At 65.5% G+C, this 16160-nt stretch carries 20 protein-coding genes; 5 read left to right on the top strand and 15 right to left on the bottom strand.

The features are described from left to right. Positions 1-19: 19 nt before the first annotated feature. Positions 20-328, bottom strand: coding sequence for a BrnA antitoxin family protein (locus tag AC1D2L_RS10300; RefSeq protein WP_476845760.1), 309 nt, complete (start codon positions 326-328; stop codon positions 20-22). Continuing rightward, positions 309-584: a BrnT family toxin gene (locus AC1D2L_RS10295; protein WP_476845853.1), complete on the bottom strand. Its 276-nt coding sequence runs from the start codon at positions 582-584 to the stop codon at positions 309-311. Before AC1D2L_RS10295 ends, AC1D2L_RS10300 begins: the two co-directional genes overlap by 20 nt. A gap of 147 nt (positions 585-731) precedes the next feature. On the opposite strand from AC1D2L_RS10295, the gene efp reads away from it, so the two are divergent. The 3 genes from efp (at position 732) to AC1D2L_RS10280 (ending at position 2559) form a co-directional block, all read left to right on the top strand. Next, on the top strand, positions 732-1301 hold the full coding sequence (gene efp / locus AC1D2L_RS10290) for an elongation factor P (RefSeq protein ID WP_476845759.1): 570 nt from the start codon (positions 732-734) through the stop codon (positions 1299-1301). 240 nt (positions 1302-1541) lie between these two features. Continuing rightward, positions 1542-2060, top strand: a complete 519-nt coding sequence (locus AC1D2L_RS10285; protein WP_476845758.1) for a DUF1993 domain-containing protein — start codon at positions 1542-1544, stop codon at positions 2058-2060. 16 nt (positions 2061-2076) lie between these two features. Beyond that, positions 2077-2559: an N-acetyltransferase family protein gene (locus tag AC1D2L_RS10280; RefSeq protein WP_476845757.1), complete on the top strand. Its 483-nt coding sequence runs from the start codon at positions 2077-2079 to the stop codon at positions 2557-2559. A 247-nt stretch (positions 2560-2806) separates the two neighbouring features. Here AC1D2L_RS10280 and AC1D2L_RS10275 read toward each other — a convergent pair whose 3' ends face one another. The 10 genes from AC1D2L_RS10275 to AC1D2L_RS10230 form a co-directional block, all read right to left on the bottom strand. Next, positions 2807-3463 carry an MBL fold metallo-hydrolase gene (locus AC1D2L_RS10275; RefSeq protein WP_476845756.1) on the bottom strand — a complete coding sequence of 219 codons (657 nt, stop codon included), beginning with the start codon at positions 3461-3463 and terminating at the stop codon, positions 2807-2809. A 54-nt stretch (positions 3464-3517) separates the two neighbouring features. Beyond that, the gene (locus AC1D2L_RS10270) at positions 3518-3853 is read right to left on the bottom strand and encodes a hypothetical protein (RefSeq protein WP_476845755.1); all 336 of its coding nucleotides are present in this window, start codon (positions 3851-3853) and stop codon (positions 3518-3520) included. Then, a complete protein-coding gene (locus AC1D2L_RS10265) occupies positions 3850-5478 on the bottom strand; it encodes a fumarate hydratase (protein ID WP_476845754.1) in 1629 nt (542 codons plus the stop codon). Before AC1D2L_RS10265 ends, AC1D2L_RS10270 begins: the two co-directional genes overlap by 4 nt. A gap of 173 nt (positions 5479-5651) precedes the next feature. After that, entirely contained in the window at positions 5652-6113 is a 462-nt protein-coding gene (ptsN, locus tag AC1D2L_RS10260) for a PTS IIA-like nitrogen regulatory protein PtsN (protein ID WP_476845753.1), read from the bottom strand. 81 nt (positions 6114-6194) lie between these two features. Further along, a complete protein-coding gene (gene hpf, locus AC1D2L_RS10255; RefSeq protein ID WP_476845752.1) occupies positions 6195-6782 on the bottom strand; it encodes a ribosome hibernation-promoting factor, HPF/YfiA family in 588 nt (195 codons plus the stop codon). 139 nt (positions 6783-6921) lie between these two features. Beyond that, the gene (gene rpoN / locus AC1D2L_RS10250) at positions 6922-8451 is read right to left on the bottom strand and encodes an RNA polymerase factor sigma-54 (RefSeq protein WP_476845751.1); all 1530 of its coding nucleotides are present in this window, start codon (positions 8449-8451) and stop codon (positions 6922-6924) included. 274 nt (positions 8452-8725) lie between these two features. Next, positions 8726-9730: an LPS export ABC transporter ATP-binding protein gene (lptB, locus tag AC1D2L_RS10245; protein WP_476845750.1), complete on the bottom strand. Its 1005-nt coding sequence runs from the start codon at positions 9728-9730 to the stop codon at positions 8726-8728. Continuing rightward, positions 9669-10463 carry an LptA/OstA family protein gene (locus AC1D2L_RS10240; RefSeq protein ID WP_476845749.1) on the bottom strand — a complete coding sequence of 265 codons (795 nt, stop codon included), beginning with the start codon at positions 10461-10463 and terminating at the stop codon, positions 9669-9671. Before AC1D2L_RS10240 ends, lptB begins: the two co-directional genes overlap by 62 nt. A 14-nt stretch (positions 10464-10477) precedes the next feature. Further along, complete coding sequence (gene lptC, locus AC1D2L_RS10235) at positions 10478-11260, bottom strand: LPS export ABC transporter periplasmic protein LptC (protein WP_476845748.1); 783 nt, start codon at positions 11258-11260, stop codon at positions 10478-10480. Between the two features lie 124 nt (positions 11261-11384). Then, a complete protein-coding gene (locus AC1D2L_RS10230) occupies positions 11385-11999 on the bottom strand; it encodes a ribonuclease D (protein WP_476845747.1) in 615 nt (204 codons plus the stop codon). Positions 12000-12213: 214 nt separating this feature from the next. On the opposite strand from AC1D2L_RS10230, the gene AC1D2L_RS10225 reads away from it, so the two are divergent. Both AC1D2L_RS10225 and dapE read left to right on the top strand, forming a co-directional pair. Continuing rightward, the gene (locus tag AC1D2L_RS10225) at positions 12214-12642 is read left to right on the top strand and encodes a DUF805 domain-containing protein (protein ID WP_476845746.1); all 429 of its coding nucleotides are present in this window, start codon (positions 12214-12216) and stop codon (positions 12640-12642) included. Then, positions 12639-13838 (top strand): succinyl-diaminopimelate desuccinylase, encoded by a 1200-nt coding sequence (gene dapE / locus AC1D2L_RS10220; RefSeq protein WP_476845745.1) that lies wholly within the window; start codon positions 12639-12641, stop codon positions 13836-13838. The genes AC1D2L_RS10225 and dapE overlap by 4 nt, the downstream gene beginning before the upstream one ends. On the opposite strand, the gene truA is transcribed toward dapE, so the two are convergent. The 3 genes from truA to def are packed head-to-tail and all read right to left on the bottom strand — an operon-like array spanning position 13814 to position 16120. Beyond that, on the bottom strand, positions 13814-14569 hold the full coding sequence (gene truA / locus AC1D2L_RS10215; protein WP_476845744.1) for a tRNA pseudouridine(38-40) synthase TruA: 756 nt from the start codon (positions 14567-14569) through the stop codon (positions 13814-13816). The two genes, dapE and truA, sit on opposite strands and share 25 nt — an antisense overlap. Further along, on the bottom strand, positions 14569-15498 hold the full coding sequence (gene fmt, locus AC1D2L_RS10210; protein WP_476845743.1) for a methionyl-tRNA formyltransferase: 930 nt from the start codon (positions 15496-15498) through the stop codon (positions 14569-14571). Before fmt ends, truA begins: the two co-directional genes overlap by 1 nt. A 49-nt stretch (positions 15499-15547) precedes the next feature. After that, a complete protein-coding gene (def, locus tag AC1D2L_RS10205) occupies positions 15548-16120 on the bottom strand; it encodes a peptide deformylase (protein ID WP_476845742.1) in 573 nt (190 codons plus the stop codon). Between the last annotated feature and the right edge of the window lie 40 nt (positions 16121-16160).

The raw sequence follows: 16160 nt of genomic DNA, 5'->3' as shown, positions 1-16160 counted from the left end.
TCGATGCCGTCACGCGCTTTCAACCCGCCCGCTTGAACAAGACATCGCGCAGGATGTCATTGATCCGGGTCTGCCAGCCGGCGCCATCCTGCTTGACCCGCTCCAGCACGTCCTGGTCGAGCCTAAGGCTCACGAGTTTCTTGGTCGGCGCCTTCTGGGGACCGCGCTCGCCGCGATGACGCCGCATGGCCTCAACCAATTCTGGCGGAAGAACTTCATAGGCAGGCCGCATGGCCGCGAAATCCGCCCGCGTCAGTTCCCTGACCTCACCTTCAGCGTCGGTCATCGGCTCGAGAGGGATCTCGACGTCATGCTTGAGCTTCGTCATAGCGTCTGACCTCTCTATCATTGGCCTTGCGAAAACTGATCACGCGAATGCCTCCGGGTATCGGCGTGAAGCAGAGGACATACAATCTGGACCCGATACGGCTCGTCGCTATGAAGCGGCGTTCGGGATAGTCGAACCGCAAATCTGCTCGGGTCTGCGCGGCTTCCCAGGCGAAGTCCGAGACAAACTCGAAGGCGAGCCCTCGCTCGCGGAGATTGCGTTCGCTCTTCTTGGGATCAAACGCAACTTCCGTGATTTAATTGTAGCTACATCGCGCCAATGTCAAGCTGAACCGACATCGTGCCTGCGCAGACCCTTCCGTTTTTGCGTCTAATGCGGTAGGTGCGCGCAACGAATTTCAGCAAATGGCGGCGCTGGCCGCGCAAGTTCAGGGACATTCCACGTGGTCAAGGTCATCGCTTCATCCGTCCGCAAGGGTAACGTGCTCGAGCTCGACGGGCATCTCTGCTCGGTGCTGTCCGCCGAGAGCTTTTTCCCGGGCAAGGGCACGCCGACGACGCAGATCGACATGCGCCGGATCCATGACGGCACCAAGATGACGCAGCGCTATAAGACGACCGAGCAGGTCGAGCGCGCCTATGTCGAGGACCGCGACTTCACCTATCTCTACCAGGATGGCGAGCAGTACGTCTTCATGAACCCCGAGACCTTCGACCAGATCAATGTCGATGGCGACGTGGTCGGCGACATGGCCCCCTATCTCCAGGAAGGCATGAAGGTCTCGCTCTCGGTGTTCGAGGACAAGGCCGTCGCGATCGAGCTGCCGCAGCGCGTCACCTGCGAGGTCGCCGAGACCGAGCCGGTCACCAAGGGCCAGACGGCCTCCTCCTCCTACAAGCCCGCCATGCTGACCAACGGCGTGCGCACCTCGGTGCCGCCCCATATCGGCCCCGGCACCCGCATCGTGGTGATGACCGAGACCGGCGCCTATGTGGAACGCGCCAAGGACTGAGATCAGGACCTGATGGTCGAGCGCGGGCGTCGGGAGTGTTCCCGGGGCCTGCGGCCACCGCCTGAGTTCAATTCGAGCCGCCCCTGCGTGACCATAAGCGCCGGGGCGGTTTTTTATTGCAGCGACGATGCTTCGTGCCGGAGAAAATCGATCTCCGACCGGCTTCCGCTGGAGATCAAAGCGCCTATATCGGCATGGCTACAGTCCCGTCCGGGCCTGTCGATCCCCAAGGATGCTTCCATGCCGCTTTCCGCTCACTCAGCCGCAATCTCCGGCTTCATCCAGACCCTGAATGCGCTCACCGTGATCCTCGACAAGGCCGTCGAGCAGGCCGCGGCCCGGAAGATCCAGCCCGAGGTGCTGCTGAATGCGCGGCTTGCGCCCGACATGTTGCCGTTCACGCGCCAGATCCAGTTGGCCTGCGACTTCGTCAAGAACTCCGCGGCGCGCGTCGGCGGCGGCGAGAACCCGAAGTTCCCCGATGAGGAAAAGACCTTCGACGAGCTGAAGGCACGCATCGCCAAGACCCTCGCCTTCGCCGCGTCGGTCGACCCTGCAGCGCTCGATGCGGGCCTTACCCGGGACGTCACCTTCCCGCGCGGACCATCGGCGACGGCAACGATGAAGGGCGAGGTCTACCTGACGCGCTTTGCCGTGCCGAACTTCTATTTCCACGCCACGACCGCCTACGCGATCCTGCGTGAAAACGGCATCATCGTCGGCAAGCTCGACTTCCTCGGCAACGTCTTCGAGGCCTGAGCACGGGGAAAACGGGATGCCGGGACGCAGCGACGTGACGATCGAACGCGCGGATGCGCGCGACGCCTCGGAGATTGCCTCGCTCTACCTGGCGTCCCGCACCTGGGCCCTGCCCTATCTGCGTCGCGTCCACAGCGACGCAGATGTCCGCCACTGGATAGAAGCCGTGATGCTCGCCAGTGGCGAGACATGGATCGCGCGCTCGAACGAGACGATCATCGGCTTCATGACGCTGGATGGCGCGGAGCTCGAACAACTCTATCTGCTGCCTGGACATGAGCGGCGCGGAGTCGGTTCCCTGCTGCTCGACAAGGCGAAGGAGCGCAGCCAGTCCGTCCTCCGCCTCTATACCTTCCAGCGCAACCAGGCGGCGCGCGCCTTCTATGCGGCTCGGGGCTTCAGGATCCTGGACATGAACGACGGCTCTCGCAATGAAGAGGGCGAGCCCGACATGCTGCTGGAATGGCGGCACGTGTCGTCGGCGGCGGCCCCCTTGTAATCAGCCTAGTCCACCACCATTTCAGGGTCACGGCAATGTCGAGGGCGTTCACCTGCCCTCCTATGCCGCAGAAGACGGCCATGAGCCGAACGTTTGACGCCGGATGTACGCGCACCCGTTCAGGACATGGCCGTTGGTTCTACCAGGGCCCGTAGCGAATTTTCGCTGCGGGTCTTTTCGTATCCAGCGCAGGCCGAGACCAGAGTCCGCAGACGCCCCCCTCCAGCCTCACGTTCCGAGATTGCCTCTAGTCCCGCAGGAACTCGTTGTTGAGCCGCTCCGCGCCCAGCGTGCTGGCCGGGCCATGGCCGGGCAGGAACTGAACGTCATCGCCGAGCGGCAGGAGCTTCGTCTTGATGCCCGAGATCAGCGCATCGTGGCTGCCATAGGGGAAATCCGTACGCCCGACCGAGCCCGCGAACACGGTGTCGCCAGCCAGCAGGAAGCGCACGTCCTTCTGAAAGAAGGTCACATGCCCGGGGGTATGACCGGGAACATGCTGGACCGAGAACGAGACGTCGCCCACCGACACCTCGTCGCCCTCGTCGAGCCAGCGCGTGGGCTTCACCGCCCGGACGTCGCGCATGTCGAAGCGCAGGCCGGAGGTAGGGAGGTCTTCGAGCAGGAAACCGTCCGCCTCATGGGGACCGATGATCCCGATCGAGAGCGCCTCGGCCAACTCAGTCGCGCCGCCGGCATGGTCGATGTGGCCATGGGTTAGCCAGATCGCGACCGGGGTAACGGAAAGTTCGCCCAGCGCACGCTGTATCTGCGCGACATCCCCACCGGGATCGACGATGGCTGCCTGCATCGTCCTCGTGCACCAGACGATCGAGCAATTCTGCTGAAACGGCGTGACAGGAATCACGGCAATACCGAGGGGGGCCTCGCTTTGTCCTGACATGAAAACGCCTTTCAAAACAATACTTTAAATATAAGGACGGACCGATACTGGTCGTCAGCGCTTGCAGCGATCCGACAACAGGACGCGGTATTCGGCAAGCGATGTATCCATCAGGCCGACATTCTCCTCGCGCAGGCGTCCGGTCTGGCAGGTCGCGAACACCGTGCGAGCCTTCTGGAGATAGGTGACGTGCTCGCGCCAGGCGCGACACTGCGTGGCCTGGTCTGCAGTCGCAACCGAGGCGAGCCGCGTCTGCTGCTGGCGATACCCGGCCTCGTTCTGGAACAGGTCGCGCGAGCAGTTCGCCGGCGCATTCGCGCGGCCTTGCGCGCTTGCGACAGCCGGTATCAGAGCGATGGCGGCGAGCGCGAGAGGAAGAGCTATCCTCATCCGAGGTTCAACTCCTTGAAGAAGTCGTTGCCCTTGTCGTCGATCACGATGAAGGCCGGGAAGTCCTCAACCTCGATGCGCCAGACCGCCTCCATGCCGAGCTCGGGATACTCCAGCACCTCCACCTTCCTGATGCAGTCCTGAGCCAGACGGGCCGCAGGGCCGCCGATCGAACCGAGATAGAAGCCGCCATGCTTCTTGCAGGCTTCGCGCACCGCAGCCGAGCGATTTCCCTTGGCGAGCATCACCATCGAGCCGCCGAAGGACTGAAACTGGTCGACGAAACTGTCCATCCGCCCCGCGGTGGTCGGCCCGAACGAGCCCGAGGCCATGCCATCGGGCGTCTTGGCGGGACCTGCGTAATACACCGGATGGTTCTTGAGATAGTCGGGCATGCCCTGCCCGCTTTCGAGCCGCTCGCGGATCTTGGCATGGGCGGAATCGCGCGCGACGATGATCGTGCCGGTCAACGAGAGGCGCGTCTTCACCGGATATTGCGAGAGCGTGGCGAGCACCTCGCTCATCGGGCGATTGAGGTCGATCCTGGCGACATCGCCGCCAAGCGAGGCGTCCTCGACCTCCGGCAGGTACTTCGCCGGGTTGGTCTCGAGCGCCTCCAAATAAATGCCGTCGCGGGTGATCTTGCCCTTGGCCTGGCGGTCGGCCGAGCAGGAGACGCCGAGCCCGATCGGCAACGAGGCGCCGTGGCGCGGCAGGCGGATGACGCGCACGTCGTGGCAGAAATACTTGCCGCCGAATTGGGCACCTACGCCGAGCGCCTGCGTCAGCTTATGGACCTCCTCCTCCATCTCCAGGTCACGGAAGGCGTGGCCGGAGGGCGAGCCGGATGTCGGCAGAGCGTCGAGATACTTCGTCGAGGCGAGCTTGACCGTCTTGAGGTTCTGTTCGGCCGAGGTCCCGCCGATGACGATGGCGAGGTGGTAGGGCGGGCAGGCCGCGGTGCCCAGCGTCAGGATCTTCTCCTTGAGGAACGCCATCATGCGGTCCTTGGTCAGGAGCGAGGGCGTCGCCTGGAACAGGAAGGTCTTGTTGGCGGAGCCGCCGCCCTTGGCGACGAAGAGGAACTTGTAGGCGTCCTCGTTGTGCCCCTTGCCTTCAGCATAGATGTCGATCTGCGCCGGCAGGTTGGTCGCGGTGTTCTTCTCCTCGAACATCGAGAGCGGTGCGACCTGGGAATAGCGAAGGTTGCGCTTGAAATAGGCATCGGCCACGCCCTCGCCGAGCGCCGCCTCGTCGTCGCCCTCGGTCCAGACCATGCGGCCCTTCTTGCCCATGATGATCGCGGTGCCGGTGTCCTGGCACATCGGCAGCACGCCGCCGGCTGCGATATTGGCGTTCTTCAGGAGGTCATAGGCGACGAACTTGTCGTTCGAGGTCGCCTCGGGATCGTCGAGGATCTTGCCCAGCTGGGCGAGATGGCCCGGGCGCAGAAGGTGGTTGATGTCGATGAAGGCCTGCTCGCTGAGGCTCCGGATGGCCTCGCGCGAGACGGTGAGCACTTCGCGATCGCCGATCGTCTCGACCGAGACACCCTCGGTGCCGAGCTTGCGGTACGGCGTCGTGTCCTCGCCGAGCGGGAAAAGATCGACATGGGTATAGGCCATTAGAGGCTGCTCCGACGCGAATTGATGCGCCGCGCTGAAGACCGCTCCACCGCGACGCCATTGTTCAGGGCGTCATAGCGGCTCGGGCGGCTCTGTCCAACCCCAGGTTTGAAGGCTTCCAGCCAGAGGCGCCCCGGCGGCGGGCACGCCCGGCCGCACAGGCAGCCTCGTCCTCAGGCCGCCTTGGCCGCGGATTCCGAGAGGATCGCGTAGATCGCTGCGGGATCGCGGACCATGCGGATCTGCTCCAGCACGGTCTGGTTGCGAAGCACGCGCGCGACGCGCGCCAGCGCCTTGAGATGGTCCGCGCCTGCGCCCTCAGGGGCGATCAGGACGAAGATGATGTCGACGGGCTGGCCGTCCAGCGCCTCGAAATCGATGGGCTTCTCGGCCCGCGCGAACAGGCCGACCAGCCGGTCGATGCCGGGCATGCGGCCATGCGGGATCGCGATGCCGTCACCGATACCGGTCGAGCCGAGGCGCTCGCGCTGAAGCAGCGCCTCGTACAGGTCGCGTTCTGGGAGACCGGTGACGCGGGCCGCGTGCAGCGAAAGCTCCTGCAGGGCCTGTTTCTTGCCATTGGCTCGCAGAGGCGAGATCACCGCAGCGGGAGTCAGAAGGTCGATCAGCATCATGGGCCAGTCCATGCATGTCCCGTGCCGGCCTTGGCCGTCGGCACGAGTCAGATTGACAGCCGGGGCTGTCGCCGGCCGGCGTTACGAAAGCGCAGCCGGAGGATCAATCCATCCGATGTTGCCATCGCGGCGGCGGTATACGACGTTCATCCGCCCATTGCCAGCGTGCCTAAAGATTACCACCGGTGCGCCAGTCAGATCGAGCTCGGCAACAGCGTCGCTGACCGTCATGACATGGAAGGATTTCGTCGATTCCGCCACGATCACCGGGTTGTCGCCGGAAGAACTGGCCTCGTGCTCCTCAACCTCGTCATCTGGAGCGGCGATCACATAGCTGGGGATTTCAATGCCGGCATCCCGGCCATTGGCGGGGGTGGAACGGTCCTTGAGTCGGCGCTTGTAGCGCCGCAGGCGCTTCTCGATACGCTCGGCCATCTTGTCGAGGCTGGCATAGGCGTCATGCGCCGTGCCCGATGCTTCCAGCGTGATACCCGACGAAAGGTGGAGGACGCCATCGGTCTTGAAAGCCGTTCCGTCCTTTCCGACGGTCACATGTCCCTGGAAGCCGCCCTCGTAATATTTGCTGAGCGCGGCGGCTACTCGGGCCTCGGCCTGCCCTCGAAGGGCCTCGCCAACATCGAGGTTCTTGCCGGAGATTCGCAAGCTCATGGAGTGCTTCCCCTTCTTTAGCCATGACCAGTCGCGGCCATCTTCAGGAGGTAAGAACGGGGTCAGGGGTATGTCAATGAGCCCCTGCACAAACATGGCGCCCATGCGCCGACCATTTCGGGCTTGACCCGAGACACGCTCAGCGGCTGCCCATCGCCATCGCGACCTTTTCGCGGCGCCGTTCCATGGACGACGGGATACGCAACGACTCGCGATATTTCGCGACCGTGCGGCGCGCAATGTCGATTCCACCCGATTTCAGCCGTGCGACGATGGCGTCGTCGGAGAGAACCTCGCTGGGCGCCTCGTCCTCGATCATCTGCTTGATCCGGAAGCGCACGGCCTCGGCCGAGTGCGCCTCGCCATAACCTGTGGCGGCGATCGAGGCCGAGAAGAAATATTTCATCTCGAACACACCGCGCGAACAGGTCAGGTATTTATTCGAGGTAACCCGCGAGACGGTGGATTCATGCATGCCGATGGCGTCGGCCACGGTTTTCAGGTTCAGCGGCCTCAGGTGCTCGACGCCATGGGCGAAGAACCCGTCCTGCTGGCGCACGATTTCGCTGGCGACCTTCAAGATGGTGCGGGCTCGCTGCTCGAGCGACCGCGTCAGCCAGTTCGCCGTCTGCAGGCATTCGGCGATGAAGGCCCGGTCCTCATCCTTGCGCGCAGCCCTCGATACCCTGGAGTGGTAGGTCTGGTTGACCAGCACGCGCGGCAGGGTGTCGGGGTTCAGGTCGACGAGCCAGGAGCCGTCGGGGGCTGCCCTGATGAAGACGTCGGGCACCACCGTCTCGGCGGCCGAACCGCCATAGCCGCGACCGGGCTTGGGATCGAGCCGCCTGATCTCGCTGACCATGTCGGCGATGTCCTCGTCATCGACGCCGCATATCCGCTTGAGCGCTGAGAAATCGCGCTTGGCGACGAGATGGAGATGGGACACCAGCGCCTGCATGGCGGGATCGAAGCGATTGCGATCGCGCAGCTGGATCGAAAGGCATTCGCAGACGTCGCGCGCCGCGACGCCGGAGGGATCGAAGGCCTGGACGATCGTCAGGACCTGCTCGACCCTGGCGAGCGTGATGCCGAGGCGCTCGGCGATCCCCTCCAGAGGCTCGCCGAGATAGCCGGAATCGTCGACCGCATCGATGAGGTGGCGACCGATGATGCGCTCGGCTGCGTCCGTCACGGCGAGATCGAGCTGCGCCGCGAGATGGTCATGCAGCGAGAGCTGCACCGTCAGCCCGCTCTCGAAGCCGTCAGGCCCGTCCTCGAACGAGCCGCCGGAGCCGCCATAGGCACCGCCGATGATCGGCAGGGAGTCGGCGCCGCGGGTATCGAGCCGAGCTACCGTCGGCTGTTCGCCCTGGAAGACATTGTCGAGGCCGGTGCCGAGCCGGTTCTCCATGCCTTCCTGCGTGTTCAGGCTCTCGGCACGCGCAAAAGTCTCGGCATCCACCGCCAAAGGCCCATCGCCTCCATTAAGCTGGAACGGGCCGTCGCCGGGCTCATCTCGCTCGAGCAGCGGATTGCGCTCAAGCTCGCCCTCGACGAAGCTCTGGAGCTCCAGATGCGACAATTGCAGAAGCTTGATGGCCTGCAGCAGTTGCGGCGTCATCACCAGGGACTGGCCCTGGCGCAGCTCCATGCGCGGCATCATCGCCATTGCGCTCGCGGTCCCTTTCGTGGCAGCGCGCCATTTCGGCACGCTTCTTGCTTCACGGTCGGGAGCCTAGCGCCCTGAATGCGGCGCGTCAAAGCCCTTGCCGCCAATTTGAGCAGGGAGTTAATGCAGCGCGCAAACCAAGCTGCCTCGGCGGCATCGCACCTTTCGCTGCGCCCGAAGCAAAACGGTCCGGAGGCGGCCGGGCCTTACACTGAACGACCCGCTCGGCTCGCAGTCGGCTGGCGCGTGCGGAACAGCGCGACGCCCGCCTCGATCAGAGCCGGAAATCCTCGCCGAGGTAGACCCGGCGCACGTCCGGATTTGCGATGATCTCTGCCGGGGAGCCCTCGGTCAGGACGCGGCCGCTGTGGATGATATAGGCGCGATCGACGAGACCCAGAGTCTCGCGGACATTGTGGTCGGTGATCAGCACGCCGATGCCGCGATCCGTCAATTGCCGCACCAGCGCCTGGATGTCACCGACCGCGATCGGATCGATACCCGCGAAGGGCTCATCGAGCAGGATGAACGAGGGCTTGCCGGCAAGCGCGCGCGCGATCTCGCAGCGCCGGCGCTCGCCGCCCGACAGCGCGATAGAGGGCGACTTGCGCAGGCGGGCGATGTTGAACTCTTCCAGCAGCGTGTCGAGTTGGCGGTCGCGGCTCTTGCGATCGGGTTCGACGACCTCGAGCACCGCGCGGATATTGTCCTCGACGCTGAGGCCGCGAAAGATCGAGGCCTCCTGCGGGAGGTAGCCGATGCCAAGGCGCGCGCGCTGGTACATCGGCAGGCCGGTGATGTCGTTGCCCTCGAGCGAGATCACGCCGAGATCGGCGGGGACGAGCCCGGTGATCATGTAGAAGATCGTGGTCTTGCCTGCGCCGTTGGGGCCCAGCAGGCCGACAGCCTCGCCCTGGCGCACGGACAGGCTCGCCTCGGAGACCACGACGCGCCCGCCATAGCTCTTGCGCAGGCCGCTGACGGCCAGGACACCTGGACCGCCTATCGCTGCAGCCTCGCGTGCGACCTCGTCCTGGCGATCGCCCCACAGCCGCCTGAACAGGCCGGAACTGCGCACAGCCTCCGCGTCGCGCGGCGGGGAGGTCTCGGTGGGAGGCTTGTCGAACACTGTCACGGAGGATTTCTGCGCCTGGCTGAGGATCGGGCAGGCGTTCGCGACCCCTTGGAAGGCCAACGCCGGTGGGAGCGTCGAGCGCTCAGTTCGTGGGCGAGGCCGGCTTGGCGGCCGCGCCCGCAGCGGGCTTGGCGGTTTCGGCATTCGGCACGAAGAAGCCCTGCACGCGGCCACCCTGCACGTTCGCGATGCCGGTCGTGGTGTTGTAGACCAGCCGCTCGCCACGCGTGATGTTGGGGCCGTCGTTGAGCGCGACATTGCCGGTCATGATGACCTGGTTGTTGGCACGATCGAACACCGCGTTGTCGGAGGTCGCCGCCTGCGTCTTCGAGACGACGGTGACAGGGCCCTTGCACTCGATGCGCTTGATGCTGCTGTCGTTGGATTGTCCGGGAGCGGCTGCCGCCGCAGCGGGGGCCGGAGTCGGAGCTGGGGCCGGGGCCGGGGCGGGTTTGGCGCCGCCCGGTCCGCCAGCCTGCCCGGCACGCCCCTCGTAGAACACGGTCATCACCGTGCAGCGCACGGTGGTCTCGCCCTGAACGGCGACGACATTGCCGGAAAAGACCGCCTTGTTTTCCTTGTCGAGCACGTCGAGCTTGTCGGCGTCGATCTTGATCGGCTCCTTGCTGTCGCCACCAAGGCCGCCAAGCGCCGAACCCTCGCTGCGGCTGCGGCTGCGGGCGGGAGCCGGCGCTGCCTGCGCGGTCGCCGGACGGGCGGGCTGGGCCTCGGCCGCGGCCGGCGCCATCAGCGCGATCGCGAGCGTCGTACCGCCCAGTGACAAGCCGCCGAGCGAAAAGGCGCCGCCTGCCAGCGAGCCGGCAAGACCGAGGACGGCGAGGGTTCTTGAAGCGAAGCGCATCGAAGCGGGCTGCATGTCACGGTCTCGGTTCAGGGCGCCGGGGTGGCGGATGACGTATTTGTAGCTGAATTACCGGACTCTTTCGACCGCTGATCGTCACGCGGCACGAGGAGTTCCGGCGCCGGCGTGCTGCCTTCGCGCTCGGGGCCGGCCAACGTGCCGGCCGGAGCATTCTTGATCAGCACCTGCACGCGGCCCTCGAAGGTGATCAGCGCGCCATTGTCCTTCACGTCGAGACTGTTGGCGTCGACGGTGGCGGAGCCGAGATTGACCTGGACCGGCTCGCGAGACGCAACCGTGCCGCCCTTGAAGTCGACATCGGCGGTCCGCATGCGGATGTCGTAGCCTGTCTCGGTGCGGACATGGACATCGTCGACGAGGCGCAGCTTTTCCTTCTGCGTGTCGAAGAGCCCAGTCTTGGCGTTGACCGTGACCCAGCCCTCGCGCTCCATCTGCAGGCGGGCCGTCAGCGTCTCGAGCTCGACCTGCGTGGGATTGCGAATGTTCTGGAGGGCGGCAAGCGCCGTCACCTCATAGGGCCGGTTGTCCTTGCGATAACCGGACAGCCTCGGCGCCTCCATGCGAACCTTGCCGCCGGAGATCCCGACCGCGTCGATCGAGACGCTGGACAGGCCGCGCAGGGGATTGAGGAAAGGCGTCACGACCAGCGCGAGCACGGCAACGACTGCCGCGACGGGGATGGCCCGGCGCAGGACATGCACAAGCAACGTGTGCCGGCGCGCCGCCCTGAAGGCAGCTTGCCGCTGCGTCGCGCTCGCACCCGGCTGCGCAGACCAATCGGTTGATGTCATCGCCACAGTCATGCCCCGCGCAATGGCAGTCGCTAACGGCTTTTTCGTGTCGGCAGGCGAATGGCGCCGCGCCCCCGGCTCCGTCTGCTACCCGCGAAACTGACGCAAGATCCCTTAGAATTTGTCAAGTGTGGGCGAAGATGTCGGTTTCGGCCCAGCCTGAGAGATCGAGCTCGGCCCGGGTGGGGAGAAAGCCAAAGCAGGCCTGCGCGAGTTCGGTGCGGCCCTCGCGCGCCAGCAGCGTCTCCAGCTTGGTGTGCAGCGCATGCAAATGCAGCACATCGGACGCCGCATAGGTCAGTTGCGCATCGCTGAGCGTATCGGCGCCCCAATCCGAGGATTGCTGCTGCTTCGACAGTTCGACGCCCAGCAATTCCCGCACGAGATCCTTCAGCCCATGCCGGTCGGTGTAGGTCCGGGTCAGCTTGGAGGCGATCTTTGTGCAGTAGACCGGACCGGTGACCACGCCAAACGCCTGGCGCAGTACGGCGACGTCGAAGCGCGCGAAATGGAACAGCTTCAGCACTGTGGGATCTTCGAGCAGGCGGATCAGATTGACCGGCCGCGGACCGCCCTTGGGGATCTGGACCACGTCAGCAGTACCGTCGCCGCGCGAAAGCTGGACCACGCAGAGCCGGTCGCGATGCGGGTTCAGACCGAGCGTCTCGGTGTCGATGGCGACGCTGGCGCCGGCAGCATAGTCGTTCGGCAGGTCGCCGCGATGCAGGCGGATGGTCATGGGCGCGAACCTCGCTGAACGGCGCAAGCGCCTGTGGATTCCGATGATTGCCGGGAGAACGGAGGGCGGATGGGACCGCCGTCTTTCGACACTGCTCCGCAGCTAGCCGCGCAGAGGGTGTCGTTCAAGCCCTTTTCGCGTTAACCTTCTATTCACCATAACCTTCACCGCCCGGCTGAAGCATGAGAGAACCGCTGCAGACAGGAAAGATTTTATGATTCTCATCCGCCTGCTCACCGATTTCGATGGCCGCATCGGCCTTCGCAGCTTCTGGTTCGGCAGCATCCTGGTAGCGCTGGTGCTCTATGCCGTGCAGCGGATCGCCCCTCACCTCAGTGCGAGCTACACCCCGCAGATCGTCGCCTTCGCCGGCGCCTTCGCGCTGTTTCCATGGGCGGCGCTTGCGGCAAAGCGCGCGACGGACCGTGGCGGATCTTCGCTGTTTGGCATCCTGCTGGTCTGCGCGATCGTGCTTCCGACCCAGCTGAAGCCGCACATCTCCCTGTTCTGGGGTACGTCCCTGAACACGATCACGCTGATTTCATGGGTCGTGGCGCTGGTCGATCTCGGCATGCTGCCGGGCCGGCCGGAGGTTAATAATCGGGTTGCGGCCATCGTGGCCGATGCTAAAGCGGCGGGATGACCCAGCCACTCGCCACCGCCCTCGCCTTCGACCCCACCGACCCCGTCGCGCTGACCCAGGCGCTGGTCCGCTGCCCTTCGGTCACCCCCGAGGAAGGCGGCGCGCTCGCCTTGCTGGAAGCCGTCTTCCTCGCGCATGGCTACCGCGTCGAGCGGCCTGTCTTCAGCGAGCCGGGCACGGCCGACGTCGAGAACCTCTATGCGCGCATCGGCATTCAGGCGCCGGTCTTCGTCGTAGCCGGCCACACCGATGTCGTGCCGGTGGGCGATCTCGCATCATGGACGCGCGATCCCTTCGGGGCCGAGATCGTCGGCGGCACCCTCTATGGCCGTGGCGCATGCGACATGAAGGGCGGGCTCGCCGCGATGATCGCGGCCGCGCTGCGCTATCGCCGGGACAACCCCGATGCGCCGGGTTCGATCGCGTTCCTGGTCACCGGAGACGAGGAGGCCTCGGCCGTCAACGGCACAGTCAAGCTGCTCGACTGGGCGCATCAGCGCGGCGAGCGCTTCGACCACTGCCTGCTGGGCGAGCCGACAAACCCCTCGACGATGAGCGACATGGTCAAGATCGGCCGGCGCGGCTCGCTGACCGGCAAGCTCACCGTCAACGGCAAGCAGGGCCATGTCGGCTATCCCCATCTCGCCGACAACCCGATCCGCGGCATCGTGCGGCTGCTGGCGGCGCTCGATGCGACGCCGCTCGACCAGGGCACGAAATTCTTCGACCCGAGCAATCTCGAAGTCACCACGCTCGATGTCGGCAACCCCGCCAGCAATGTCGTGCCGGCGCAGGCCAGAGCGGTCTTCAACATCCGCTTCAACGATGTCTGGACGCCTGAGACGCTCGCAGCCGAACTCGAGCGCCGCCTGCGCGAGGCGGCCGGCAACACCGTGCGCTACGAACTCGAGGTCAAGCCGACCAATGCGGTGGCCTTCCTGACGCAGCCCGGGCCCTTCGTGGCGATGGTGGCCGATGCGATCGAGGCGGAGACCGGCAAGCGCCCTGCCCTCTCGACGACCGGCGGAACCTCGGATGCGCGCTTCATCAAGAGCTATTGCCCGGTCGTGGAATACGGCGTGGTCGGCCAGACGATGCACCAGGTCGACGAGCGCGTGGCGATCGCCGACGTGATCGCGCTGGAGGCGATCACCTTCCGGTTGCTCGGGACCTACTTCTCGTCCTCGCCGACATAGTCGACACCGGCGAGGTACAGCCCCATAGAGGGCGCCAAAGCGGCGCATTGCGAGCGATCGCGCGCCGCCAGCACCTTGCCCAGCTTGTTCTCGGGCCAGCGCGCTGCGCCGACCATCTTCAGGCAGCCGACGATCGAACGGACCTGATGATGAAGGAACGAGCGGGCGTTGACGTAGACCACGATCTCGCTGCCCTCGCGCACGACGTCGCAGCGGTCGAGCGTCCGCATCGGGCTGTTGGCCTGGCATTCGGCGGCGCGGAAGGTGGTGAAGTCGTGATGGCCCAGAAGCGCTTTCGCGGCGCGGTCCATCGCCTCGTGATCGAGCCTGACCGGCACATGCCACATCCGATTGCGGTCGAGCGCCGGCTGCGCGCGCCGGTCGAGGATGCGGTAAAAATAATAGCGCCGCCGCGCCGAGATGCGGGCGTCGAAATCATCGGGCACCAGCTGCGCGCTCAGCACCGCGACGGGCACCGATTTCAGGCGGGCGTTGGTTGCATCGCGCACGACATCGGTGCGCCATTCCCGCTCGAGATCGACATGCGCGACCTGATGCGTGGCGTGCACGCCGGCATCGGTGCGCCCCGCGCAATGCAGCCGCACTGCATGGCCGCAAAAGCCCTCAATCGATTCCTCGATGCTCTGCTGCACCGAGGGGCCGTTGAGCTGGCGCTGCCAGCCGGAAAAAGGCGTGCCATCATATTCGATGACGAGCTTGTAGCGGGGCATCAGAGTTTGGCGCCGGCGCTGAGCCTTGCCCCGCGCAGGAACTCGGCACCGCTCACCGGACGTCCGCCCGCGCGCTGGACCTGGAGCAGCTTTACCGCGCCAACCTCGCAGGCGACGGTGCCCTCGTCGTCGAGCAGCGTGCCCGGCTCGGCCGCACCGCCGGCGCGCGCCGTGCGCAGTACCTTGAGGCGCTCGGGCCCCTTGCCGAGGTCGACCTCGGCATAGGCCCCCGGGAAGGGTGAGAGGCCGCGCACGAGATCATGCACCTGCTGCGCGGGCCGTGCCCAGCTGAGCTTGCATTCGGCGTTGGTGATCTTGGAGGCATAGGTCATGCCCTCCTCCGCCTGCGGCGTGAACTGCAGCGCGCCGCGTCCGAGCGCAGCAAGCGCACGCACCATCAGGTCGGCGCCGAGCGGCGCGAGCCGGTCATGCAGTTCGCCAGCCGTCATGTCGGGGTCGATCGCCAGCGTCTCGACCATGCCGACCGGGCCGGTATCGAGCCCGGCCTCCATCTTCATGACGCAGACGCCGCTTTCGGCATCGCCCGCCATCACCGCGCGCTGGATCGGCGCGGCGCCACGCCAGCGCGGCAGCAGCGAGGCATGCAGGTTCAGGCAGCCGAGCTCGGGAATGTCGAGGATGTTCTGGGGCAGGATCATGCCATAGGCGACGACGACAGCGACGTCGGCCTCATGCGAGGCGATGATCTGCGCGGCCTCCTCGCCCTTCAGGCTCTTGGGCGTGAACACCGGGATGCCGAAACGCTCGGCCGCGACATGCACCGGCGACGGCTTCAGGTCGAGCCCACGACCGGCCTGCGCCGGGGCGCGGGTGTAGCAGGAGACGACCTCGTGACCCTGACCGATGATCTCGGTCAGCGTCGGCACGGCAAAATCCGGCGTGCCCATGAAAATGACGCGCAAACTCATACGCTGACTAACACCTTGCGCTCGAGATCAACCTGATCGCGCGGCCTGCTCAGGCCGCATTGTCCCGCTTCGCCTGCTTGGCGAAGCGCTTGGTCACGCGCTCCCGCTTCAGGCGCGAGAGATAGTCGATGAACAGCACGCCGTTGAGATGGTCGATCTCATGCTGCAGGCAGGTCGCGAGCAGCCCCTCGGCCAGGATCTCCTGCTGCTTGCCGTCGAGATCCATGTACCGGACCTTGACGGAAGCGGGCCGCTCGACCTCCTCGTAGTATTCGGGGATCGACAGGCAGCCTTCCTCGTAGACGCTCAGCTCTTCCGAGGACCAGGTGACCTCGGGATTGATGAAGACCATCGGCTTGCGCGGCTCGCCGGCCTTCGCAGGCTTGTCGGCCTCGCCGTCCTCGCCCTCCTCGGCGGCTTCCGCCGGCTTCGACAGGTCGATCGTCACGACGCGCTTGAGCACGCCGATCTGGACGGCAGCGAGGCCGATGCCGGGCGCATCGTACATCGTCTCCAGCATGTCGGCGGCCAGCTCCCGGATCTCGGGCGTGACCGTTTCGACGGGGGCGGATGCCAGCCGGAGCTGGGAATCGGGAAGGATCACGAGAGGGCGAATGGCCATGGGGCTCTGTACTGACAAATGGGCGTTGAGGCAGGGACAT

The organism is Allobosea sp. P1_B10, from assembly GCF_056406735.1.
The sequence above is the reverse complement of the archived record's forward strand: the minus strand, read 5'-3'. Positions and strand labels throughout refer to the sequence as shown.